This is a genomic window from Streptomyces tubercidicus (assembly GCF_027497495.1).
Taxonomy (GTDB): domain Bacteria; phylum Actinomycetota; class Actinomycetes; order Streptomycetales; family Streptomycetaceae; genus Streptomyces; species Streptomyces tubercidicus.
In genome coordinates, this window is the sequence record NZ_CP114205.1 from 4,420,289 (window position 1) to 4,443,145 (window position 22,857).

The following is a 22,857-nucleotide window of genomic DNA, read 5'->3' on the forward strand; positions in this document are numbered from 1 at the left end:
CTCCCGTGGGTGCTGCCTGGTGAGACGGGTGGCGCGAGTGAACGGTGTGACGTGGGAGTTGGTTCCGCGGAGGCTTGTTATCGCCGGGTGACCCCGGTCACTTTGGGCGGACAAACCGGACACCATCTTTGTGCACGCGTTCACAAAGACATAGCCTGCAGAAGACAGGGCGGTCGGGTTCCATGCGGTCGCCCGCAGCCCCGCTCTACCCGCAGGAGCACCGTGGCAACTGGCCGAACTCACCGACCGGCGACCCGAAGCCGAGGCATTCCCGAGGCCACCGTCGCCCGTCTTCCGCTGTATCTGCGTGCGCTGACCGCGCTCTCCGAGCGTTCGGTCCCCACGGTCTCCTCCGAGGAGCTCGCGGCCGCGGCGGGGGTCAACTCCGCCAAGCTCCGCAAGGACTTCTCCTACCTCGGCTCCTACGGGACCCGCGGTGTCGGCTACGACGTGGAGTACCTCGTCTACCAGATCTCGCGTGAACTGGGGCTGACCCAGGACTGGCCGGTTGTCATCGTCGGTATCGGTAACCTCGGCGCCGCGCTCGCCAACTACGGTGGCTTCGCCTCGCGTGGCTTCCGCGTCGCCGCGCTGATCGACGCCGATCCGGCCATGGCCGGCAAGCCCGTCGCGGGTATCGCGGTCCAGCACACCGATGAGCTGGAGCACATCATCGAGAGCAACGGCGTCTCGATCGGCGTCATCGCCACGCCTGCCGGGGCCGCCCAGCAGGTCTGTGAACGCCTGGTCGCGGCCGGTGTCACCTCGATCCTCAACTTCGCGCCGACCGTGCTGACCGTGCCCGACGGGGTGGACGTACGCAAGGTCGACCTGTCGATAGAGCTGCAGATTCTCGCCTTCCACGAGCAGCGCAAGGCGGGCGAGGAGGTCGGTCCCGAGGCCGGTGGACCGGCGGCCGCAGCGCGTGCCGCCGCCGCGGTGGCGGACGACCGTAAGGGACCTGACGGGGACATGCCCGCCGTGATGCCGGCATGACGCTCCTGGTCGTCGGACTGAGCCATCGCAGCGCGCCGGTGAGCGTGCTGGAGCGGGCCGCGCTCGCCCCGGAGGCGCGCGGCAAGCTGCTGCAGGACACGGTGTCGGCCGAGCCGGTCACCGAGTCCGCGGTGCTGTCCACCTGCAACCGCATCGAGCTCTACGCCGACGTGGACAAGTTCCACGCCGGTGTCGCCGAGCTGTCCTCCCTGCTGGCCCGGCACAGCGGCGCCGGTCTGGAGGAGCTCACCCCTTATCTCTATGTCCACTACGAGGACCGGGCGGTCCACCACCTCTTCTCGGTGGCCTGCGGCCTGGACTCGATGGTGGTCGGCGAGGGCCAGATCCTCGGGCAGATCAAGGACGCGCTGGCCGTCGCCCAGGAACAGCACACCGCCGGCCGGCTGCTGAACGACCTGTTCCAGCAGGCCCTGCGGGTGGGCAAGCGCGCCCACAGCGAGACCGGTATCGACAAGGCGGGCCAGTCCCTGGTCACCTTCGGGCTGGAGCAGCTCGCGGCCGGCCGGGACGTCGGGGACTGGGCGCGCGGCAAGCGGGCGCTGGTCATCGGCGCGGGCTCGATGTCGTCGCTGGCCGCCACCACCCTCGTACGGGCCGGTGTCGGTGAGCTGGCCGTCGCCAACCGCACCGTCGCGCGCGCCGAGCGGCTGGTGCAGATCCTCACCGAGCCGGGCGGGCCGGGCGCCGCCACCGGGCTGCGGGCCCGCGCCGTGACGATGGACGCCGTCGACGCGGAGCTGCGGCACGCGGACGTGGTCATCTCCTGCACGGGCGCGGCCGGACTGCTGCTGACCGGTGAGGCGGTCGCCGCCGCCGTCGCCGGGCGCGAGGGCACCCTGTCGCTGCTCGACCTCGCCATGCCGCGGGACATAGATGCCGCGGTGCACCGGATCGAGGGCGCGCACCTCGTCGACATCGAGTCGCTGGCCGACGCCTCCGCGACGGTCTCCGACCAGCCGGCTTCCTCGGCGGCGCCGGTGGCGGCCGACGTGGACAAGGTGCGCGGCATCGTCTCCGATGAGGTCGCCGCGTTCGGCGCCGCCCAGCGGGCCGCGCACATCACCCCCACCGTGGTCGCCCTGCGCACCATGGCCGCGGATGTCGTCGCCGGTGAGATCGCCCGGCTCGACGGCCGCCTTCCCGACCTGGACGACAAGCAGCGCGCCGAGATCACCCAGACCGTGCGCCGCGTCGTCGACAAACTCCTGCACGCGCCCACCGTCCGGGTAAAGCAGCTGGCCAGCGAGCCCGGTGGCGCCGGGTACGCGGACGCCCTGCGGGAACTCTTCGACCTCGACCCCCAGACGGTCGCCGCCGTCAGCCGGGCCGACACGCGCGCCGACAGGCACGATGCACGGGAGCGGGCATGACCGACAGCACTACGAGAGCACTGCGGCTGGGCACGCGGCGCAGCAAGCTCGCCATGGCCCAGTCCGGCCAGGTCGCCGAGGCGGTGCGGGAACTGACGGGCCGCCCCGTCGACCTGGTGGAGATCACCACCTACGGCGACACCTCCCGCGAGCACCTCGCGCAGATCGGCGGCACCGGTGTGTTCGTCTCCGCGCTGCGGGACGCGCTGCTCGCCGGGGAGATCGACTTCGCCGTCCACTCCCTCAAGGACCTGCCCACCGCGCAGCCCGAGACCCTGACGCTGGCCGCCATACCCGTACGGGAAGACCCCCGGGACGCGCTGATCGCCAGGGACGGACTCCGTTTCGAGCAGTTGCCGGACGGTGCCCGGGTGGGGACGGGGTCCCCCAGGAGGATGGCGCAGCTCAACGCCTGGGCCAGGTCGCTGGGCCGGCGTGTGGAGACCGTGCCGATACGCGGGAACATCGACACCCGCATCGGCTTTGTCGAAAAGGGCGAACTGGACGCGGTCGTACTGGCCGCCGCCGGACTCACCCGCATCGGCCGGATCGACGAGGCGACGCAGCTGCTGTCGCCCGACGTGGTTTTGCCTGCCCCCGGCCAGGGGGCGCTGGCGATCGAGTGCGCCGCGGTCAACGCGGACCTCATCGCCCGGCTCGCCGAGCTCGACGACCCGGACACCCGGGCCGCCGTGACCGCCGAGCGATCCCTGCTCGCCGCCCTGGAGGCCGGCTGTTCCGCACCCGTCGGAGCACTGGCCGACCTTTCCCCAAGCTCTCGACTTCGCGCGAGCAGGGGAGGCCCCAAGGCTGACGAGCAGGCTGTCACCGAATTGCATCTGCGCGGTGTCGTCGGCACGACCGACGGCAGCACGCTGGTGCAGATGTCCACCACCGGGCACGTACCCGCCTCTCCCGACGACGTGTCGACCCCGCTGAACATGGGTCGTGAACTCGCCGCCGAGATGCTCGCAAAGGGTGCGGCCGGTCTTATGGGGGAGCGAGCACTTTGAACCCCACCGCCCCAAACCACTCCGCCTCCGGTCAGGTCACCTTCCTGGGTGCCGGGCCGGGAGACCCGGGTCTGCTGACGCTGCGTGCAGTGGAGGCGCTGGCCTCCGCGGATGTACTGATCGCCGACCCGCAGGTGCTGGACGTCGTGCGCGTGCATGCCCGCGCACAGGTGGACACACCACTGCAGGCGTCAGCTGACGAGGCGTCAATCCCCGTCACCTCCAACGGCGTTTCCGCCCTTCGGGACACCGCCAATCTTGTCATGGCGGCCGCCCGTGCGGGCAAGCGGGTCGTCCGTGCCGTCACGGGAGATCCCGGCCTCGACGGGTACGTCGCCGAGGAGATGCTGGCCTGCGCGGCCGAGGGCATCGTCTTCGAGGTCGTGCCCGGGATCGCCGCGGCCGTCGGCGTGCCCGCGTACGCCGGTGTCCCGCTGCGGGACGCCGAGGGCACCGACGTCCGCTTCATCGACGCCCGCACCGCCGATGCGCGCTGCTGGTCCGAGGTCGGTGCCAGCGACGCCACCGCCGTGGTCTCCACCTCCCTGGACTCGGTGGCCGCGGCCGCCGGTGAGCTGGTGTCCGGGGGCCGGAAGCCCGACACCCCGCTGACCGTCACCGTCGCCGGTACCACCACCCGCCAGCGCACCTGGACCGCCACCCTCGGGTCGGTCGCGCAGGTGCTCAAGGCCGCCAAGGTGCTGCCGTCGCCGGACGGCGGGCAGCCGGTCATAGCCGTGGTCGGTGAGCGCAGTGCCGCCGCGCAGCGCGACCGCCTTTCGTGGTTCGAGTCCAAGCCGCTGTTCGGCTGGCGGGTGCTCGTGCCGCGTACGAAGGAGCAGGCCGCGTCGCTCTCCGACCAGCTCGTCTCGTACGGCGCGGTGCCGCACGAGGTCCCGACCATCGCCGTCGAACCGCCGCGCACCCCGCAGCAGATGGAGCGCGCGGTCAAGGGCCTGGTCACCGGCCGCTACGAGTGGATCGCCTTCACCTCGGTCAACGCCGTCAAGGCCGTCCGGGAGAAGTTCGAGGAGTACGGCCTCGATGCCCGCGCGTTCGCCGGGATCAAGGTCGCCGCGGTCGGCGAGCAGACCGCCAAGGCGCTGGTCGCCTTCGGTGTGAAGCCCGACCTGGTGCCGAGCGGTGAGCAGTCCGCCGCCGGTCTGCTGGAGGACTGGCCGCCCTACGACCCGGTCTTCGACCCGATCGACCGCGTCTTCCTGCCGCGCGCCGACATCGCCACCGAGACCCTGGTCGCCGGGCTGATCGAGCTGGGCTGGGAGGTCGACGACGTCACCGCCTACCGGACGGTGCGCGCCTCGCCGCCGCCGGCCGAGACCCGTGAGGCCATCAAGGGCGGCGGGTTCGACGCGGTGCTGTTCACGTCCTCGTCGACGGTCCGGAACCTCGTCGGTATCGCGGGCAAGCCGCACAACGTCACGGTGATCGCCTGTATCGGCCCGGCCACCGCCAAGACGGCCGAGGAGCACGGGCTGCGGGTGGACGTCATGTCCCCCGAGCCGTCGGTGCACAAGCTGGCCGAGGCGCTCGCGGACTTCGGCGCCGCGCGCCGCGATGCCGCCCTGGAGGCCGGGGACCCGGTCACCCGGCCCAGCGAGCGGCGGCCCGGGTCGCGGCGGCGGGCTCGTAGCTGAGCCGAGCGGCAGGAGAAGAACGGCTTGAAGGGCGCCCCTTTGGGGGCGCCCTTTGCGCGAGGGCAGGCGGCCGCTGCTCTCGCCGAGCGCGAAGACACCCTCTAGGCAGTCACTCGCTGCCCTTCACCCGCGGCGGCCCTGAGCAGCACCTCGGCGAGCCCGTCCGGGACGGAGAGCATCGGCCAGTGCCCGGTGTCGAGTTCGAAGAAGGCCACATGAGGCTCGGTGAGCACCTGGAAGCGCGGGTCCCCGGACCGCACCAGGGACTCGACCGTGGCGATGCTCGTCCCCGTGCCGGTACAGAAGACGCCGCTCATCGGCAGCCCGGCGGCGGCCCCCGACAGGCGGAGCGGCTGGGTGAGCGTGCCCAGCGGCTGCGGCGCGGCCAGGCGGACGAGCCGGGCCAGCGCGTCCGCGGGGACGCCTGCGACGCTGCTCCGGGCCTGCGCGTCGTCGAGTGACGGCGGGGGGATCCGCCAGCCGTCCTCGGCCTGTTCGGCCCGTCGCCGCCACCCGTCACGGACCGCCGGATCGGGCTCGAATGCGTTTACCAGGCCGTGCACCGAGTAGCCGTCCATCGGCAGGGGCGCCGAGACGTACACGATCCGGGACACCCGTTCCGGGCGCCGGTCGGCGGCGCCCAGCGCCGGAAAGCTGCCGTGACAGTGGGCGACGAGCACCACCTCCGGCGCATCCACATGATCGATGAGCTGCACCAGATCCTCGATATGTGTCTCCAAGTCCGTTTCCGGGCCCGCCAGATGGCGGCGGTCGCCCATGCCCGTGAGCGTGGCCGCGTGGGCCTCGGCTCCCCGCTCCCGTAGCCGCTCCACCACGTCCTGCCACAGCCAGCCGCCCATATGACCGCCCGCCACCAGCACATACGCCGTCATCAACGCCTCCTCGCACAGCTCGGCCGCGCGGCCGGACCCCCGTTGACCCGGCCGCGCACGCCGTTACGGTAGGAACTCCCCCTGAGGGAGGTTCAAGGCATGACCGTGTCCGCGTCCCCTGACGGCATGTGGAGCATCGGCGAACTCGCCGAGCAGGCAGGCGTCACCGTCAAGACCGTCCGCTTCTACTCGGACCGCGGCCTGCTGCCCGAGGCCACCCGCAGCGCCGGGGGCCACCGCCGGTACGGCCCCGAGGCCCTGGACCGACTCCGCCTGATCCGTTCGCTGCGCACCCTCGACCTGCCACTGCCGCAGGTCGACCGGATCGTCGCCCAGGAGGACGCGCCGGGCGCGGCGGACGCCCTGGAGGGCGCCGTCGCGGGGCAGCTCCGCGAACTCGGCACGCAGCTGTCCTCCCTGCGCTGGCGGGAGGCCGCCCTGCACCTCCTCCGCGACTGCACCCCCGAGGAACGCGCCGACCGCCTGCGCCTGATCGGTGCGGTGAACATCCCGCCCAGCACGGACGCCCTGGCCCGCTTCTGGCGTCACGTACTCCCCGCGCGGCTCCCGGCCCGCCTGCTCTCCACACTGCTCGAAGCGGCGGTGCCGCAGCTCCCCGCCGACCCGACCCCGTCCCAGGTGCTGATCTTCGCCCGGCTCCACGCCGTCGCCACCGACCGCCGCGTCGTCGACATCAACATCCGCCGCCTGGCCTCCCGAACCTCCGACGAGGCATGCCGCCCGGCCGTCCTCTACGAGGGGCTTGTCGAGGCGTGTGCGCTCGCCTCGGCGGACGTACGAGACCGACGGCCCCCGCACGCGGGCGAAGCCCTCGACTGCTTCGTCACCGCCCACGCCGGCTTGCGCGATACGCGGGACACCCCCGCCTTCCGCCGCCAACTCAGCGTCCAGCTGGGCCGGCTCGCGCATCCCCTCATCGACCGCTACTGGCAACTCGTCGGCGAACTTCCCTCCGCTTCCCGGCAGCCGACCATCGGTGCCATGGACGACTGGCTCCGTGCCGCGCTGGACGCACAGGTCGCTCCCGGCGCCGGGCGTTGAACTCCGGACCGGCGCCCGGAAACCCGGGACCCGGTGGCCCGGCCGTCGGCGTGGCGGGCGGTCAAGAACAAAGAACCCGGGGAGAGAACCTTCCAAACCCACCAAACCCCGCGTACGTCACCCGTGGGGGTGAATCGCCTCAACTCGGCTGGCGCGCGGCCGACTTGGGCGGGCAGTCTCGGGCCTGACAACCGCAGACATGCGACGGCCCCCGCCGGGACGGCAATCCCGGTGCGAGGGCCTGACCACGCAAGGAAGCACAACCTTCCCGATGGCTGAACAGAACCTTAGCGCCGCCGCGCCCTCCCATTCCCGAGTTCCGCGAAGTGCCACCCACAGTGGGGTGACACATATCCGGCAGTACCAGCCGGACCGGTACACGATCATCGGCAATCACCTCGCCCAGCACCGCGACCTGTCCCTGACCGCGATCGGTGTGGGCACCCACATCCTGTCGCTGCCCGAGGGCGCACCGGTCGACATCCGTACGCTCGCGGCCCGCTTCCCCGAGGGGCGGGACCGGATCGCCTTCGCCCTGCGGGAGTTGGAGGCGCACGGCTATGTCGAGCGGGTGCGGGAGCGGACGGCCGAGGGCCGTGTGATCACTCGTACGTACGCGCACAGCGCTCCGGCTGTCACGGGGGCGGGCCCGGAGGCGGGGGCGCGTCAGGGGGAGGCCGCCCCGCCGCCTCCGCCTCCGCCTCCGTGGGCGAGCAGCCCCGCCGGGTTCCGCAGGTCCGGCGGAAGGCCCGCCGTCCACCCCGGCCCGCCCCCTTCCAGACCTGCGACGGCTGCGAACGGGCCTTCCGGGGCCGGGAACCGGGGCTCTGCCGGGACTGCCGGGGCGAGCCGGAGTCACGAGGTCCCGCTGTCGCGGCCTGAGTGGTCCGAGCGGGCTCGCCGGGCGGGCTGCCGCCGGACCCGGCCCTTCCGACGGGCCGTCGGCAAAGGCAGGCGCAAAGCGGGCGTAGCGTGGTCGGTATGACGAAGTACGGAAGCTTTCCCGGTGCGCGGCCCCGGCGGCTGCGTACCACCCCCGCCATGCGGCGGATGGTCGCCGAACACCGGCTGCACCCCGCCGACCTGATCCTTCCCGCGTTCGTACGGGAGGGGGTCGCCGAGCCGGTGCCGATCTCCGCGATGCCGGGCGTCGTCCAGCACACCCGCGACACGCTGCGTAAGGCCGCGGTCGAGGCGGTGGAGGCCGGGGTCGCCGGGATCATGCTGTTCGGGGTGCCCGAGGACGACAAGAAGGATGCCCGCGGTACGGCAGGCACGGATCCGGACGGCATTCTGCAGTGCGCCATCCGGGACGTGCGGGCCGAGGTCGGCGATGACCTCGTGATCATGTCGGATCTGTGCCTGGACGAGTACACCGACCACGGGCACTGCGGTGTCCTGGACGCCGACGGCCGGGTCGACAATGACGCGACGCTGGAGCGCTACGCCGAGATGGCGCAGGTCCAGGCCGACGCGGGCGTCCATGTCGTGGGCCCCAGCGGGATGATGGACGGGCAGATCGGCGTCGTCCGGGACGCGCTCGACCAGACCGGGCACGAGGACGTGTCGATCCTCGCCTACACCGCGAAGTACTCCTCCGCCTTCTACGGGCCGTTCCGTGAGGCGATCGGCTCGTCGCTCAAGGGTGACCGCAAGACCTACCAGCAGGACCCGGGCAACCTCCGGGAGTCGCTGCGTGAGCTGGCGCTCGACCTGGAGGAGGGCGCCGACATGGTCATGGTCAAGCCGGCGCTGCCGTATCTCGATGTGCTCGCGAAGCTCGCGGACTCGGTGGAGGTGCCGGTCGCCGCGTATCAGATCTCCGGTGAGTACGCGATGGTCGAGGCGGCCGCCGAGAAGGGCTGGATCGACCGGGACAAGGCGATCCTGGAGATGCTGACCGGCATCAAGCGGGCCGGGGCGAACATGATCCTGACGTACTGGGCCACGGAGGTGGCGCGGGGGCTGTGAGACGCCCGGCGCCCGTATACCGCTGCTGCTCCCGTCCCCGGAATCCGGGGGCGGGAGCTTTGTCGTGCGGGGACGTTTTGTCCGCCGTACGCCGGGCACGGACCCGGTGTCGGAAGAGGCTCTCCGACCGAGGAGCGGGTCATCATGACTGCCAAGCGCAAGATGCAGGCCAAGGGCGCCCAGGTCATCGGCGCCATGAAGGAAGTCGTCGGCAAGGCGACGCACAACCGCAAGCTGCAGGCCGAGGGCAAGGCGGAGAAGACCGCCGGCCAGGGGCTGGATGTGAGCGAGAAGACCAAGGACGAGGTCCGCAAGCGCTGGCCCTGAGGGCCGCCCGTGGCCGGCGGTGCGCGCCGGTCAGAGGCGCTCGGGCGTCCGGATGCCGAGCAGGGCCATCCCCTGGTGCAGCGTGCGGGCGGTCAGCTCGCACAGGAACAGCCGGTTGGCGATCTGGTCGGCGCCGCCCTCGGCCTTCAGGACCGGGCACTGGTCGTAGAAGGTCGTGAACAGCGAGGCCAGGCTGTAGAGGTACGCGGCGACCTTGTGCGGCTCGTACGAGGCGGCGGCCTCGGCGACGGTCTCGCCGAACTGGTCCAGGTGCAGGCCCAGCGCCCGCTCGGCCGGGGCCAGCGGCAGCTCCGGGTGCGCGGCGGGGGCCGCGTCACCGGCCTTGCGGAAGATCGACCGGATCCGGGCGTAGGCGTACTGGAGGTACACCGAGGTGTCGCCGTTCAGCGAGACCATCTGGTCCAGGTCGAACTTGTAGTCCCGGCTCGGCGACGTCGACAGGTCCGCGTACTTCACCGCGCCGATGCCGACCTGTGCGCCGTTCTCGGTGATCTCCTGCTCGGTCAGGCCGATCGCCGCGCCCTTCTCGCGCACCACCGTGGTCGCCCGCTCGGCCGCCTCGTCGAGCAGGTCTTCCAGGCGTACGGTCTCGCCCGCACGGGTCTTGAACGGCTTGCCGTCCGCGCCGAGGACCGTGCCGTAGCCCATGTTGTGCGCGGTGATGTCGTCGCTCAGCCAGCCCGCCCGGCGGGCCGTCTCGAAGACCATCCGGAAGTGCAGCGACTGGCGGACGTCGACGACGTACAGCAGCGTCGTCGCCTTCAGGTCGAAGACGCGGTTGCGGATCGCGGAGAGGTCGGAGGCGGCGTAGCCGAAGCCGCCGTCCGCCTTCTGCACGATCAGCGGCACCGGCTGGTCGTCCTTGCCGCGGATCTCGTCGAAGAAGACCACCAGCGCGCCCTCGGAGCGGACGGCGACGCCCGACTCCTCCAGCAGCCGCGCCGTCTCGGCCATCATGGCGTTGTACGCGGACTCGCCGACGATCTCGTCGTCGCGGATCTCCATGTCGAGCTTCTCGAAGACCGAGTAGAAGTAGACCTTCGACTCGTCCACGAACCGCTGCCACAGGTCAAGGGTCTCCGCGTCGCCGGACTGGAGCGCCACGACCCGCTTCCTGGCCCGCTCCTTGAACTGCTCGTCGGAGTCGAAGACGGCGCGCGAGGCCTTGTAGACGCGGTTGAGGTTGCTCATCGCCTGCTCGCCGTCGACGTCCGCCGCCGGGGCCAGCTCGCCGGGGTTCTCGATCAGGTACTGGATGAGCATGCCGAACTGGGTGCCCCAGTCGCCGATGTGGTGCCGGCCGATCGTCCGCTCACCGGTGAAGTCCAGGATGTGGCGCAGGGCGTCGCCGATGACCGCCGAGCGCAGGTGCCCGACGTGCATCTCCTTGGCGACGTTCGGCTGGGCGTAGTCGATGACCGTGACGCCCGGCTTCTCCTTCAGCGGGACGCCGAGCCGGTCGTCGGCGGCGCGCGCGGCCAGCGTCTCGGTGATCGCCCGGTCGGCGATGGTGATGTTGAGGAAGCCGGGGCCGGAGACCTCGATCTCCTGGAGCAGGCCGTTCTCGCCGATCTCCGCGACGACCTGGGACGCCAGCTCCCGCGGATTGCCCTTGAGCTTCTTGGCCAGCGCCAGCATGCCGTTGGCCTGGAAGTCGGCCCGGTCGCTTCGGCGCAGCAGCGGGTCGGCGGCGCCGGCCTCCGGCAGGGCTGCCGAGAGGGCGTCCGCGACGCGCTGGTGGACCGAAGCTGCGAGGGAAGTGACCGAGGCCATGGAGATGAGCTCTCTTCCAGAAGGGAGGTGCCGTGGGAGCGGAAAGGGTTTGCCAAGGAGTATCCCACGGCACTACCACTGATTTTCCGTCTGGGAGAATGGGCACCGTCAGGCTTTTGTGCGTCGAACGCGCAAGACGGCGCAATGAGGATCATCAGGAAGAGGAAGGGCCGATCGTGGCTCAGCAGAGCACCGAGACCGACTGGGTCTCCAGGTTCGCGGACGAGGTCATTGCCGAGGCGGAGCGCCGCGCCCCGGGCAAACCAGTCGTCTGCGCCTCGGGCCTGAGTCCGTCCGGCCCGATCCACCTCGGCAACCTCCGCGAGGTCATGACCCCGCACCTGGTCGCCGACGAGATCCGCCGCCGCGGCTACGAGGTCCGCCACCTCATCTCGTGGGACGACTACGACCGCTACCGCAAGGTCCCGGCCGGTGTCGCGGGCGTCGACGAGTCCTGGGCCGAGCACATCGGCAAGCCGCTGACCTCCGTACCTGCCCCGGCCGGCTCGCCGTACCCGAACTGGGCCGAGCACTTCAAGGCCGCGATGAGCGACGCGCTCGCCGAGCTGGGCGTCGAGTACGACGGCATCAGCCAGACCGAGCAGTACACCTCCGGTGTCTACCGCGAGCAGATTCTGCACGCGATGAAGCACCGTGCGGACATCGACGCGATCCTCGCCCAGTACCGCACGAAGAAGGCCCCGGCGAAGAAGTCGCAGAAGCCGGTCGACGAGGCCGAGCTGGAGGCCGCCGAGGGCTCCGGTGCGGCCGGGGAGGACGACGGCAGCGGCGGCTCGGCGGGCTACTTCCCGTACAAGCCCTACTGCGGGCAGTGCGCGAAGGACCTCACCACGGTCACCTCGTACGACGACGAGACCACCGAGCTGGTCTACACCTGCTCGGAGTGCGGCTTCGGCGAGACGGTCCGGCTGAGCGAGTTCAACCGCGGCAAGCTGGTCTGGAAGGTCGACTGGCCGATGCGGTGGGCCTACGAGGGTGTGATCTTCGAGCCGTCCGGTGTCGACCACTCCTCGCCCGGTTCGTCGTTCGTCGTCGGCGGCCAGATCGTCCGCAAGATCTTCGGCGGCGACCAGCCGATCGGCCCGATGTACGCGTTCGTGGGCATCAGCGGGATGGCCAAGATGTCCTCGTCGCGCGGCGGGGTGCCGACCCCGGGCGACGCGCTGAAGATCATGGAGGCGCCGCTGCTGCGCTGGCTGTACGCGCGCCGCCGGCCCAACCAGTCCTTCAAGATCGCCTTCGACCAGGAGATCCAGCGGCTCTACGACGAGTGGGACAAGCTGGAGGCCAAGGTCGCGGACGGCAGTGTGCTCCCGGCCGACGCCGCCGCGTACTCCCGCGCGGCCCGCACCGCCGCCGGCGAGCTGCCCCGTACGCCGCGCCCGCTGCCGTACCGCACCCTCGCCTCGGTCGCGGACATCACGGCCGGCCATGACGAGCAGACGCTCCGGATCCTCGGCGAACTGGACCCGGACAACCCCGTCACGTCCCTGGACGAGACCCGGCCGCGGCTCGCCAAGGCCGAGTACTGGATCAGCACCCAGGTCCCGGCCGAGCAGCGCACCATCGTCCGCGACGAGCCCGACGCGGAGCTGCTCGGCACCCTCGACGAGCAGGCGCGCGGCTCGCTGCGGCTGCTGCTCGACGGCCTCGACGAGCACTGGTCGCTGGACGGTCTGACCACCCTGGTCTACGGCGTGCCGAAGGTGCAGGCGGGTCTGGAGCCGGACGCCAAGCCGACTCCGGAGCTGAAGACCGCCCAGCGCGCGTTCTTCGCCCTGCTGTACAACCTGCTGGTGGGCCGGGACACGGGGCCGCGGCTGCCCACGCTGCTGCTGGCTGTCGGCGCCGACCGGGTGCGGAAGCTGCTCGGGGAGTGACCGGTCCCTGCCGGGGCTGACCGGCCCCGGCAGGGGTTGGCGGGCCCCGGCAGGGATGGCGGGCCCCGGCAGGGATGGCGGGCCGCGAGCCGCTGGGCGGGTGACGGACCGTCGGGGCGGCGCTGCCGTGGAGTCGTAGACACCCCGGGGGCCTCTCCGCCCGAGGGATGAGAAGGGTTCGGCCCCGGGGACGAGGATCCCCGGGGCCGGACGCTGCACGCTGGAGCCATGAGAGGTTTACTCGGCTTCATCATCATGATCCAGAGCGCGATGGCATTCATCGGCCAGGTCTTCTTCGACGGCGTCTGGGGGCTGCTGCCCCGCTGGTTCGATCTGCCGTCCCCCGCCTACGTCGGCCTCTTCGCGGCCGGTGCGGCGCTGGCCGTATGGGGCGACGCGGCCAGGAAGCGCAAGCGGCAGCGGGAGCGTTCGGGGGCGGCATAAGGGCTGCCCCTACGGGATGTACTCGTTCCCCATCTCGCTGCGGAAACGATGCTGGAACTCGCGGACGAACCCGCGCAAATAGCCGTCGCTCAGCGGCCCGCCGTCCCGGCCGGTGACCCCGTAGGAGTTCAGCAGATAGCGGCCGAATTGGCGGGAGTCGGGGAAGTCGTTCTTCTCCGCCACGTACATGCGGTACGCGGTGTAGTACGCCTCGTCCCGCGGGACGTCGTCGGGGAGCGCGGAGACGGGGGGCAACTGCTCAGGGGCCGGGGGGAGTTGGGGCTCGGGCTCCGGTTCAGGGTCAGGCTCGGGGTACGACTCGGGTTCCGGAGCGGGGGCGCGCTGGTCGGGGACCGGGAGGGGTTCACCGGCGTTGCCCAGCGGACGACTGCGCCCGGGGCCGACCGGGACGGTCAGCTGGGGAGCGGGGGCCGGGTCGGGCGCGGGCTCCGGGGCGGGCGCGGCCGCGGGGTGGGGCTCGGGGCCGGTGGGCGGTGTTTCGTACGGGGGTGCGGGGGACGCAGCGCGTACGGGCTCGGCGGGGGAGCCACCTACGGGCTCGGCGGGGACGTCACCTACGGGCTCGGTGGACCCGTAGGCGTCCTCCCGTACGGGAGCCGCGATGCCGGGCGGCGCGTCGGCCGTGCGCGGTGGGGCGGGCGCGACCGGCCCGGCCGCCGGGTCCGTGGCGGCCGGCAGCTCGATCCCCGCAGCCGCGAGTCCGGCCGCCCCGGTCCGTGCCAGCGGCACCCCGTAGCGCGCCAGCCGCAGCGGCATCAGCGCGTCGACGGGCGCCCGGCGGCGCCAGGCCCGCCCGTAGCGGGCCCGCAGCCGCGCCTGGTAGACGAGGCGGTCCTGTTCCAGCTGGATGACCTGGTCGTACGAGCGCAGTTCCCACAGCTTCATCCGGCGCCACAGCCGGAAGGTGGACGGGAAGGCGAGCAGCCAGCGGGTGAGCCGGACGCCCTCCATGTGCTTGTCGGCCGTGATGTCGGCGATCCGGCCGATCGCGTGCCGGGCGGCCTCCACGGCCACCACGAACAGCAGCGGGATGACCGCGTGCATCCCGACGCCCAGCGCGTCCGGCCAGGCCGCCGCGCCGTTGAAGGCGATGGTGGCCGCCGTCAGCAGCCAGGCGGTCTGGCGCAGCAGCGGGAACGGGATACGGATCCAGGTGAGCAGCAGGTCCAGGGCCAGCAGCACCACGATCCCGGCGTCGATACCGATCGGGAAGACGGCCGAGAAGGCGCCGAAGCCCTTCTTCTCCGCCAGTTCGCGTACCGCGGTGTAGGAGCCGGTGAATCCGATGGCCGCGATCAGCGCCGCTCCGGCGATCACCACGCCGATCAGGATGCGGTGGGTACGAGTCAACTGCGCCGTCTGCGTCGCGGACACCCGCGGTCCCTCCCCGGCTCGGCGAAATGGCGCGCCCAGCGTGGCACACCCGTTCCCGGCTCCGGACGGGAGGTGCCCCCGGCCGGGGCCGGGGGCACGGGGAGGGTGGCTCGGGTCAGCCGTTGGCCTTGGTGGCGGCGCTGACCGCTTCCTTGGCGGCGGCCTGGGCCTTCTTGAGCAGGTCGTCGCCCTTGGGGGTGTCCGCGCCCGCCAGGCCGGCACCGTTGTAGTTGATCGTGACGACGATGTTGGAAGTGCGGGCGACGACCGTCGTGTTCTTGAAGTCGTTGTCCTCCTTCTTCACGTCGTAGGTGATCGCGGTCGCCTCGTCGCCGGTGTCGGGGGTCTTCACCGACGTCAGCTTCTTGGCGTTCTTGGTGTCCTTGGCCTCGATGACCTGCTTGCCGTAGAAGTCCGTGGCGCGCTTCTCGCCGGAGCCGACGCCCGGGTCGGAGTCGTAGCGCTGGTAGCCGATGTCCAGCCAGCGGAACTGGGTGCCGTCGACGCCGTTCTCGTCGGAGCTGCTCCAGGAGCAGGTGCCGTGCGCGGTGTTGTCCGTGGAGGTGCCGCGCTCCCCGGCGTCGTCCTTCGCCTTGGGCAGCATCTTCTTGACGGTGTCCTTGGAGAACGCCTGGCACGGGTTCGGCAGCTTCTTGAACTTCGCCGGCGCGACGCTCGGCTTGGGCTTGGCCTTGCTGCTGGAGGCGGCGGAGGCGGAGGCGTCACCGGAGCTGTCGCTGTCCGAGCCGGAGCAGCCGGCGACGAGCAGCACCGGTACTGCTGCGCAGGTGAGAAGGCTGGCGAGTCGCTTGGCTGAACGGTGCATGGTTCCTTCGCTGTTCGTCGTCGTCGGGCCGGCGTGGTGCGCGACCGTGGCGGTGGCCCGCCTTTCCTCGCGTACGGGCTGGGCCGGTCCGGTCCGGGGACAGGCCCTGGGGGCACGGTACGCGGCGCGGCGGGGCGGTGACCGATTCCGGTGGATGAGCGAAACGCTCAAAACGGGCAATTTTCCCCGTACTTACCTATTCGGCCAATGCGCGCTATCCGGACTATTCGCTAAGCCTCTCGGACAGCTCGCCGGCCATGGAACGGGCCTTGTCCTGCAGTTCCTGGCTGTCCGGCAACATCGTCTTGTCCGTGGACCACTGGTCGTAGGTGAGCGTCACGATGACGTTCGACGTGCGAAAGACCACAGTGACATCGCGGTGCACACCGGAGTCCGCTGTGACCAATTTGTCATTGAGGAAGGCCGCGTCCCCGAGGTCGTCCAGGACGCGCGGAGCGGTGGAGTCGCTGATGTCCGCGCTCGGCTCCGCGCTGACGTCCGCGCTGGGGTCGGAGGACGCCGAGGGGCTCCCGGAGGGCGCCTTCCCCTGTGCGCCCTTCTCGCCCGTTGCGCCCTTCTCTTCCGTCGAGCTGTTCGTGGTGGTCCCGGTGCCCTTGCCCGCACCGCCCGTCTCCGCGCCCTTGCCCGTGCCCGTAGTGGAGGACGGGCTCGGGGTGGCGGGAGAGGAGGAGCCGCCGCCGGGCGGGATCTCTGCGGCCTGCTCCTTCCTGTCGTAGATCCCCTGCGCCTTGTCGTCATCGCTGACGGCGGCGTCGTACGACACCACGCGCTGGATGTCGAGGCTCAGATGGCGGGTGCCCGCGGTGGACTCGCGGGTCCAGTGGCAGCCGACGCGGCGGTCGGTGTCATAGGTGAGGTCGGGCTGGCCGCCGTAGATCTTCTTGGCTTCGGTGTCCGACAGGTGCTGGCCGTCGCCGGGGAGCATGCCGCGGACGGTGGCGCGGCCGGGCAGCCCGCAGGCCTCGGGGAGGGTCTGATAGCGGCCCGGTTCGGCGGCCTGGCTCGACGTGGAGGTGCCGCCGCTCTTGGCGTCGCCCTCGTCGCCGTCGGAGCCGGAACCGCCGGTGCAGGCGGCGAGGCCGGCGGTCAGCGCCGCGGCCACCACCAGTGCGGCACCGGGTACGAACGGCTTGCGTGGCATCGTTCGCGGCTCCTTCCCCTACGAAATGCGGTTGCCGCCGGTCAGCGGCCGATGGACACAATGTCTACCGCACGTTTTGCCGCAGCCGCCGGTCCGCCGTCCAGGATCCGGTAACTTGTCCGGCTTTTGCGTTTTTCATAAATTCGGGGGAATGAGGGAGTTATGTCGTACGTCGAGGTGCCCGGTGCCCAGGTGCCGATCCGGATGTGGACGGACCCGGCCACGGTCGAGGACGTCGCGATGCAGCAGCTGCGGAATGTCGCCACGCTGCCGTGGATCAAGGGTCTGGCCGTGATGCCGGATGTCCACTACGGCAAGGGCGCCACGGTCGGCTCGGTGATCGCCATGCGCGGCGCGGTCTGCCCGGCGGCGGTCGGGGTCGACATCGGCTGCGGGATGAGCGCGGTGCGGACCTCGCTCACCGCCAATGACCTGCCCGGGGACCTCTCCCGGCTGCGCTCGAAGATCGAGCAGGCGATTCCGGTGGGCCGCGGGATGCATGGCGACCCGGTGGACCCGGGGCGGATCCACGGCTTCCCGACGGCCCGGTGGGACGACTTCTGGGCGCGGTTCGACGGGGTCGCCGAAGCGGTCAAGTTCCGTCAGGAGCGGGCCACGAAGCAGATGGGGTCGCTCGGCTCGGGCAACCACTTCATTGAGTTCTGCCTCGATGACGACGGTGTGGTGTGGCTGATGCTGCACTCCGGCTCCCGCAACATCGGCAAGGAACTGGCCGAATTCCACATGGGCCAGGCCCAGAAACTGCCCCACAACCAGGGCCTGGTCGACCGTGACCTCGCCGTCTTCATCGCGGACACCCCGCAGATGGCGGCGTACCGCAACGACCTGTTCTGGGCGCAGGAGTACGCCCGGCACAACCGGGCCGTGATGATGGGCCTCTTCCAGGACGTCGTCCGCAAGGAGTTCAAGAAGGCCAAGGTGACCTTCGACGAGGTGATCTCCTGCCACCACAACTATGTGGCGGAGGAGCAGTACGACGGCATGGACCTGCTGGTGACCCGTAAGGGCGCGATCCGGGCGGGCAGCGGCGAATACGGAATCATTCCGGGCTCGATGGGCACCGGCTCCTACATCGTCAAGGGCCTGGGCAACGCCGCGTCCTTCAACTCCGCCTCACACGGCGCCGGCCGCCGGATGAGCCGTAACGCCGCGAAGAAGCGGTTCTCCACACAGGACCTGGAGGAGCAGACCCGGGGCGTGGAGTGCCGTAAGGACTCCGGTGTGGTGGACGAGATCCCGGGCGCCTACAAGCCGATCGAGAAGGTCATCGAGCAGCAGCGGGACTTGGTCCAGGTCGTCGCCCATCTCAAGCAGGTCATCTGCGTGAAGGGTTGAGTTCCGGGTCTTCACCTGATCCACCGGAACCGGAACCGGGCGGCGGGCGTTGTTCTCTACGCACCCAGTAGGGGAGGGGGAGCTGACCGCGCATGGGATACCGAGAGACATACGCGAACAGATATCTCTTACGCATCGTCGCCGCCGCCGCAGCGCTTGTCGTCGCGTCAGGTTGCGCACAGGGAGGTTCCGGTTCCGGGAGATCCGGATCCGTACGGCCGACGAGATCCTCCGGCGCCTCCCCAACGGCGGGTGAGACGGCCGGGAGCGGGGCGCTGGGAGGTGTCTCGGGCGAAGGTCCGTCCGCGGGTGGTGCGCAGGGGGATCACCCCACCGACGGCGACACCGGCCATGGCGGACCCAGTTACGGCGGGGACCCGGTGCCGCCGGTCAAGGCACCGCCCAAGGGGCATGGCAGACCGCCGGCGGGCGGCGGGGTGGATCCGGGCGGTGGCAGCGACGGTGGCACCGCGGATGGCGGGGTCAGCGCGGGCGAAGACGGCGGACCGGGCGACGAAACCTGCCCGCCCACCGATGGCTCGCCCTCCCCGTCCGCGTCGTCCGAAGCAACAGGCTCGGCATCCCCGGAGGACACCCCCTCGGAGGACAGCCCTTCGGAGGACACCCCTTCGCCGAGTGAGACCTGCCCGTCTCCGTCCGGCACATGAGCGCCCATCCGGTGCCGCCGCCCTCCGCGCCACCCGCAACGTCTTCCCCACCAGCCGACGGGGAGCGTACGGCGGCCGGATTGCTCGGCATCGTCGTCGCCCAGGCATCCTTCCTCGTGGCCATCATGTACTTCCTGGGTGCGGTCTATATGACGGCCTTCTACAGCTACTTCCGCCTGGACGCCTTCAACCTCGGACTCGGCTTCGCGGAGATGGCGATGCAGAGCCTGAATGTCGTCACCGCCCCGACGGCGATCGTCTGCGTCCTTGCTGTTCTGATAGCCCGTCACCTGGCGACGGCCTCCGCCCCCACCACACAATCGGACACCGACGAGGATGGCCGGGAACGCCTCATACGCACACTGGAGAGCGCCCTGCGAGCCGTCGCTCGGGCACACCTCTACATTGTCGGATCCGGTCTTGCCCTCCTGCTCCTCTGGCCCTGGCTCGGTGCTTTCCGATGGACGGCCCCACTCCTGCTGGGGTTTGGCATAGCCCTCGGCCAGAGCTCATGGGCCCGAAGCCGGAGCCGGACCACTGACGGGGGCGCCGCAATCCCGTCCGCCGCAGCGCCGTCCAGAACGTGGAGCCGGGCGGTACCGGTCTTCACGGCCGGTCTGCTGGTGATGTGGGGGCTCAGCCTGGCCACCGGCGCACTGGGCGAGCGGGAGGCCCGGCGGGCCGCCGTCAACCTGGTACGCCACCCCGCCGTCGTCCTCCTGAGCACCGACCGCCTCAGTCTGGCCGGGCCCGGCCTAGAGGTGAAGGACCTGGGCGCCAAGGCCCATTACCGGTATCGCTACACCGGCCTCCGCCGCCTCATCGAACGCAACGGCCGCTACTACCTCCTCCCCCTCGGCTGGACCTACCGAACGGGCCCCACCTACGTCATCCAGGACGGCGGCGACCTCCGCGTAGAACTCCTCCCCGGCACCCAGCAGGAGTGCGGCGCCTGGTGCACGGAGGGGTAGGCCCTGTCGATGTGCTGGATGTGCGCAATGTCGGTGTGACACCGGGTCCGGAATCGGGCAGCGATATCAACGGGGCGCTCGGTAGCCGATTGAGGAGGGTGGCTGTGGAGGCGGCGTCGTCGCTCTCGGGGTGGTCAAGTAATTTGATTTCGTCCTGAATTGGCCGGGAGGGTGCTGCCGCGGATGGTGGTCCCGCGGGCGGTCAGATCCGGTCGGTGTGTCTCAGGTGTGGTGCGCTGTTTTGTGAGTGCAGGAGGGCGGATCTCACGTCCAAGTCCAACCGGACTGTCGCAATGCCTTGGCGCGCTGTATGCCTGCTTCTATTCGGGTGGCTGCTTCTGCCGGGTTCCAGTAGTGGTCGGTCGCGGTGGTCTGGTCGGGGTGTTTGCGGTAAAGCGTGCTTGGCTCTGCGATGAACTCGCCGGGGGCGACAACCTCCGCGGCGAGTAGCAGGGATATGCCTTCGGCTCCGGTCAGTGCGTGCCAGCCGCCGAGTGCGAGCACCAGTGGGCGGTGCGCGGCGAACGTCGTCGTCTGCACGGACAGGCGGTTTTTCAGCACCTCGTCGAAGAACCTGCCGGGCTCGACCGGGCCGCCCAGAGGGTCGTACGGTCCCGGTGAGGTGCTGCCGTCCTGGTGGAGGTCAAGGCAGGCGGAGACGCACCACGGAACGCGCTCCAAGGTCTCTATGTCGCGTTCGAGGGCGCCCGGCAGCAATACGTCGTCGGCGTCCAGATTCCGGATCAATTCGCCCGTCGCGCGCGTGAGGCCGTGCATGCGCGCCACCGCGGCGCGGGCGGGTAGTCCGGATTCGATCGAGATCCTGGGATCCTCGGGAAGGATATCGGCGGTGATTCCGGTGTAGCCGTCCTCTTGGATGCACCATTGCCATTCCCAGTCGCCTGGCAGCTTCTGCTCTCGCAGGGATTGGTAAGCCTCGTCAAGGTAATGATGGCCGCCGTTGTGAACGGGCGTAATGACGCTGATTGTTGGCATGGGGCACTTCCTCTCCGAAGGCCGGCGACATGACCGCGATCGATCATCGTAAGCGAGCCAAGGAAACTGACAGAGCGTCAATTCATTTGCCGGTTGGGGAGGGAGTGTGCCGATGGCGGTACGGCTGGAGAGGGTGAGGGAGATCTCAGCTAGCGAGCTAGCGAGCTAGCGAGCAAGCAAGCGAGCAAGTAAGCACGCAAGGAAGCAAGCGAGCGAGCGAGTCTGACTGACCGCGGGGGGGGGGGGGCGGTCGTCGCTTGCGGGTGGCTTCTCGTCGCCACCCGGGATCATCCCGGCCGCAGGGTGGGCGCCGGTTCTGAACCGGCGTTCTGGAGCGCTGGTTCAGGAGCGCCGGTTCGCCATTGCTCCGCCGCCGGTGGCGATGCCGCCACGGGGGACGGGGGCGGCGAAGGGCGGGGTGTCCTGTGGGCAGGCCGTTCCGGGTGGGGGGAGGGTGCCGGTGATGAAGTAGCGGCTCTCGTAGGCGTTGACGCAGGTGCTGGGGTTGGTCAGGGCGGTGTGGCCGTATCCGTGGTGGGTGAGCAGGCGGGCGTGGGCCAGTTCTTCGGCCATGGCCTGGGCGCCGGAGAAGGGGGTGGCGGGGTCGTAGGTGGTGCCGATCACCAGGATGGGGTGTGCCGTCGGCTTGTTCCACGGGCCGCGGTAGGGGTTGGCTGCGAGCGCCGGCCAGGTGGCGCACGGCTCGCCGGCCCAGGTCCAGAAGCGTCCGGCGTCGCCCGCCCGCCGGGCGCTGAACTCCTCCAGTGCGTGGTAGGCCCCGGGGTCACGCGGATTGGGGCTGTCGCTGCAGAAGACCGCGGCGGCCTGTTCGTCGCCCAGATACGGATGCGGGTACGGGATCGGAGGCGCGGCCGGGAGCGGGGACGGTGCCGGGGTCCGGCCCTGCCAGAGGGTCTGTAGCCGGCCGGCCAGGAGCGCCCATCCGGGGTGGACGTTGTAGAGGCTGTTCACCGTGTCACCGACCGTACGGCCGTAGCTCCACGTGCCCACGGGGTGCTCGCGGAGCCGCCGCATCAGCCGGTCGAACTTGTCCCGGGTCGCTTTCGGGCTGCCGGCGGAGAAGGCGCAGCGGGCGGTGGTGGTGGCGCCGCACCGGGCGAGGAACTGGTCCAGGGTCGCGGCCGCGCCGAGGTCCGTGCCCATGCGCAGGAACGTCGGGAGCCGGGGGGACCGGTCCGAGGCGTGGTTCGTCCAGGCCTGCGGGTTGATGGTGCTGTCCAGGGCCATGGCGCGGACCCTGCCGGGGAAGAGGTTGGCGTAGGTGGCGCCGAGGAACGTGCCGTAGGAGATCCCCAGGTAGCTGAGCTGGGGGTCGCCCACCGCCTGGCGGAGCCGGTCGAGGTCGCGGGCGGTGTCGGCGGTCGACACATGGCGCAGGAGCTGGGGGTCCCGCTGCTCACAGCGCCGGCCCAGGTCCCGGTACGCGGCGGTCCAGGCTGCCCGTTCCCGTGCGCCCACCGGGAAGCCGATCGGTTTGCTCACGATCCACGTGGTGGCTTCCCGGGGAGTCGCGAAGCAGTTCACCGCGGTGCTGCTGCCGATGCCGCGGGGGTCCCAGCTGACGATGTCGAACCGTTCACGGAGCTCGCGCGGGAAGAGCGGGTAGGTCTGCGGCATCTGTACGGTCCCGGGGCCGCCGGGGCCGCCGGGGTTGAAGAAGAGGGTGCCGAGGCGCCGCCGGGGGTCGGTCGCCGGCCGCTTGATCACGGCGAGCTCGATGGTGCGGCCGCCGGGGTTGCGGTAGTCCAGCGGCACTCGCGCGCTCGCGCAGTCGAAGGCGCTGCCCCGGACGCAGGGGCGCCACTCCAGCCGCGGGGCGGCCGCCGAAGGTGACGGCGGGCCGCCGGCCGCGGCGAAGTCCGGCCCGGTCAGCACCGTCGAACAGGTCAGCACTGCGGTGACGGCCGCGGCGCGACGCCTGCGGCCGGCTATCGGCCCGGATATGAGCATGCCTCGTCCTCCCACGGCTGAGCGTCCGATGCCGCCCGTGCGCGGTACGTCGGCACGCATCCGGT

The 22,857-nt window shown here is 70.8% G+C and carries 19 protein-coding genes; 12 read left to right on the top strand and 7 right to left on the bottom strand.

Annotated features, from left to right (window positions below):
- Positions 1-222 precede the first annotated feature (222 nt).
- Genes STRTU_RS19230 through STRTU_RS19245 form a run of 4 tightly spaced genes read left to right on the top strand, consistent with a single transcriptional unit; the run spans position 223 to position 5,055 of the window.
- Positions 223-996: a redox-sensing transcriptional repressor Rex gene (locus STRTU_RS19230; RefSeq protein WP_159744755.1), complete on the top strand. Its 774-nt coding sequence runs from the start codon at positions 223-225 to the stop codon at positions 994-996.
- Positions 993-2,387: a glutamyl-tRNA reductase gene (locus STRTU_RS19235; RefSeq protein WP_159744756.1), complete on the top strand. Its 1,395-nt coding sequence runs from the start codon at positions 993-995 to the stop codon at positions 2,385-2,387. The genes STRTU_RS19230 and STRTU_RS19235 overlap by 4 nt, the downstream gene beginning before the upstream one ends.
- A complete protein-coding gene (gene hemC, locus STRTU_RS19240) occupies positions 2,384-3,400 on the top strand; it encodes a hydroxymethylbilane synthase (protein ID WP_159744757.1) in 1,017 nt (338 codons plus the stop codon). The genes STRTU_RS19235 and hemC overlap by 4 nt, the downstream gene beginning before the upstream one ends.
- Positions 3,397-5,055, top strand: a complete 1,659-nt coding sequence (locus tag STRTU_RS19245) for a bifunctional uroporphyrinogen-III C-methyltransferase/uroporphyrinogen-III synthase (RefSeq protein ID WP_159744758.1) — start codon at positions 3,397-3,399, stop codon at positions 5,053-5,055. The genes hemC and STRTU_RS19245 overlap by 4 nt, the downstream gene beginning before the upstream one ends.
- A gap of 101 nt (positions 5,056-5,156) precedes the next feature.
- Here STRTU_RS19245 and STRTU_RS19250 read toward each other — a convergent pair whose 3' ends face one another.
- Positions 5,157-5,948 (bottom strand): alpha/beta fold hydrolase, encoded by a 792-nt coding sequence (locus STRTU_RS19250; RefSeq protein ID WP_159744759.1) that lies wholly within the window; start codon positions 5,946-5,948, stop codon positions 5,157-5,159.
- Between the two features lie 99 nt (positions 5,949-6,047).
- On the opposite strand from STRTU_RS19250, the gene STRTU_RS19255 reads away from it, so the two are divergent.
- The 4 genes from STRTU_RS19255 to STRTU_RS19270 all read left to right on the top strand — a co-directional run bounded on the left by STRTU_RS19255 (position 6,048) and on the right by STRTU_RS19270 (position 9,308).
- On the top strand, positions 6,048-7,010 hold the full coding sequence (locus tag STRTU_RS19255; protein ID WP_246240755.1) for a MerR family transcriptional regulator: 963 nt from the start codon (positions 6,048-6,050) through the stop codon (positions 7,008-7,010).
- Positions 7,011-7,353: 343 nt separating this feature from the next.
- A complete protein-coding gene (locus tag STRTU_RS19260) occupies positions 7,354-7,995 on the top strand; it encodes a helix-turn-helix domain-containing protein (protein ID WP_246240758.1) in 642 nt (213 codons plus the stop codon).
- Positions 7,992-8,981, top strand: a complete 990-nt coding sequence (gene hemB, locus STRTU_RS19265; protein WP_159744760.1) for a porphobilinogen synthase — start codon at positions 7,992-7,994, stop codon at positions 8,979-8,981. Before STRTU_RS19260 ends, hemB begins: the two co-directional genes overlap by 4 nt.
- 144 nt (positions 8,982-9,125) lie before the next feature.
- Complete coding sequence (locus STRTU_RS19270; protein ID WP_085924445.1) at positions 9,126-9,308, top strand: CsbD family protein; 183 nt, start codon at positions 9,126-9,128, stop codon at positions 9,306-9,308.
- A gap of 30 nt (positions 9,309-9,338) precedes the next feature.
- Here STRTU_RS19270 and argS read toward each other — a convergent pair whose 3' ends face one another.
- Positions 9,339-11,102 carry an arginine--tRNA ligase gene (gene argS / locus STRTU_RS19275; protein WP_159744761.1) on the bottom strand — a complete coding sequence of 588 codons (1,764 nt, stop codon included), beginning with the start codon at positions 11,100-11,102 and terminating at the stop codon, positions 9,339-9,341.
- A gap of 176 nt (positions 11,103-11,278) precedes the next feature.
- On the opposite strand from argS, the gene lysS reads away from it, so the two are divergent.
- On the top strand, positions 11,279-13,003 hold the full coding sequence (lysS, locus tag STRTU_RS19280) for a lysine--tRNA ligase (RefSeq protein WP_159744762.1): 1,725 nt from the start codon (positions 11,279-11,281) through the stop codon (positions 13,001-13,003).
- Between the two features lie 228 nt (positions 13,004-13,231).
- The gene (locus STRTU_RS19285) at positions 13,232-13,447 is read left to right on the top strand and encodes a hypothetical protein (protein ID WP_159744763.1); all 216 of its coding nucleotides are present in this window, start codon (positions 13,232-13,234) and stop codon (positions 13,445-13,447) included.
- 9 nt (positions 13,448-13,456) lie between these two features.
- Here the strand turns inward: STRTU_RS19285 and STRTU_RS19290 are convergent, their stop codons facing one another.
- The 3 genes from STRTU_RS19290 to STRTU_RS19300 all read right to left on the bottom strand — a co-directional run bounded on the left by STRTU_RS19290 (position 13,457) and on the right by STRTU_RS19300 (position 16,830).
- Entirely contained in the window at positions 13,457-14,842 is a 1,386-nt protein-coding gene (locus STRTU_RS19290) for a DUF2637 domain-containing protein (RefSeq protein WP_246240762.1), read from the bottom strand.
- A 115-nt stretch (positions 14,843-14,957) separates the two neighbouring features.
- Positions 14,958-15,668 (bottom strand): DUF3558 family protein, encoded by a 711-nt coding sequence (locus STRTU_RS19295; protein ID WP_159744764.1) that lies wholly within the window; start codon positions 15,666-15,668, stop codon positions 14,958-14,960.
- A gap of 223 nt (positions 15,669-15,891) precedes the next feature.
- The gene (locus STRTU_RS19300) at positions 15,892-16,830 is read right to left on the bottom strand and encodes a hypothetical protein (protein WP_159744765.1); all 939 of its coding nucleotides are present in this window, start codon (positions 16,828-16,830) and stop codon (positions 15,892-15,894) included.
- A 162-nt stretch (positions 16,831-16,992) separates the two neighbouring features.
- Here STRTU_RS19300 and STRTU_RS19305 point away from each other — a divergent pair, with 162 nt between their 5' ends.
- Positions 16,993-18,186: an RtcB family protein gene (locus STRTU_RS19305; protein WP_159744766.1), complete on the top strand. Its 1,194-nt coding sequence runs from the start codon at positions 16,993-16,995 to the stop codon at positions 18,184-18,186.
- 664 nt (positions 18,187-18,850) lie between these two features.
- Complete coding sequence (locus STRTU_RS19310; protein WP_246240766.1) at positions 18,851-19,825, top strand: hypothetical protein; 975 nt, start codon at positions 18,851-18,853, stop codon at positions 19,823-19,825.
- 264 nt (positions 19,826-20,089) lie between these two features.
- Here the strand turns inward: STRTU_RS19310 and STRTU_RS19315 are convergent, their stop codons facing one another.
- Together STRTU_RS19315 and STRTU_RS19320 are read right to left on the bottom strand one after the other, a co-directional pair.
- A complete protein-coding gene (locus tag STRTU_RS19315) occupies positions 20,090-20,821 on the bottom strand; it encodes a glycosyltransferase family 2 protein (RefSeq protein ID WP_159744767.1) in 732 nt (243 codons plus the stop codon).
- Between the two features lie 342 nt (positions 20,822-21,163).
- A complete protein-coding gene (locus STRTU_RS19320; RefSeq protein WP_159744768.1) occupies positions 21,164-22,792 on the bottom strand; it encodes an alpha/beta hydrolase in 1,629 nt (542 codons plus the stop codon).
- Positions 22,793-22,857: the final 65 nt, after the last annotated feature.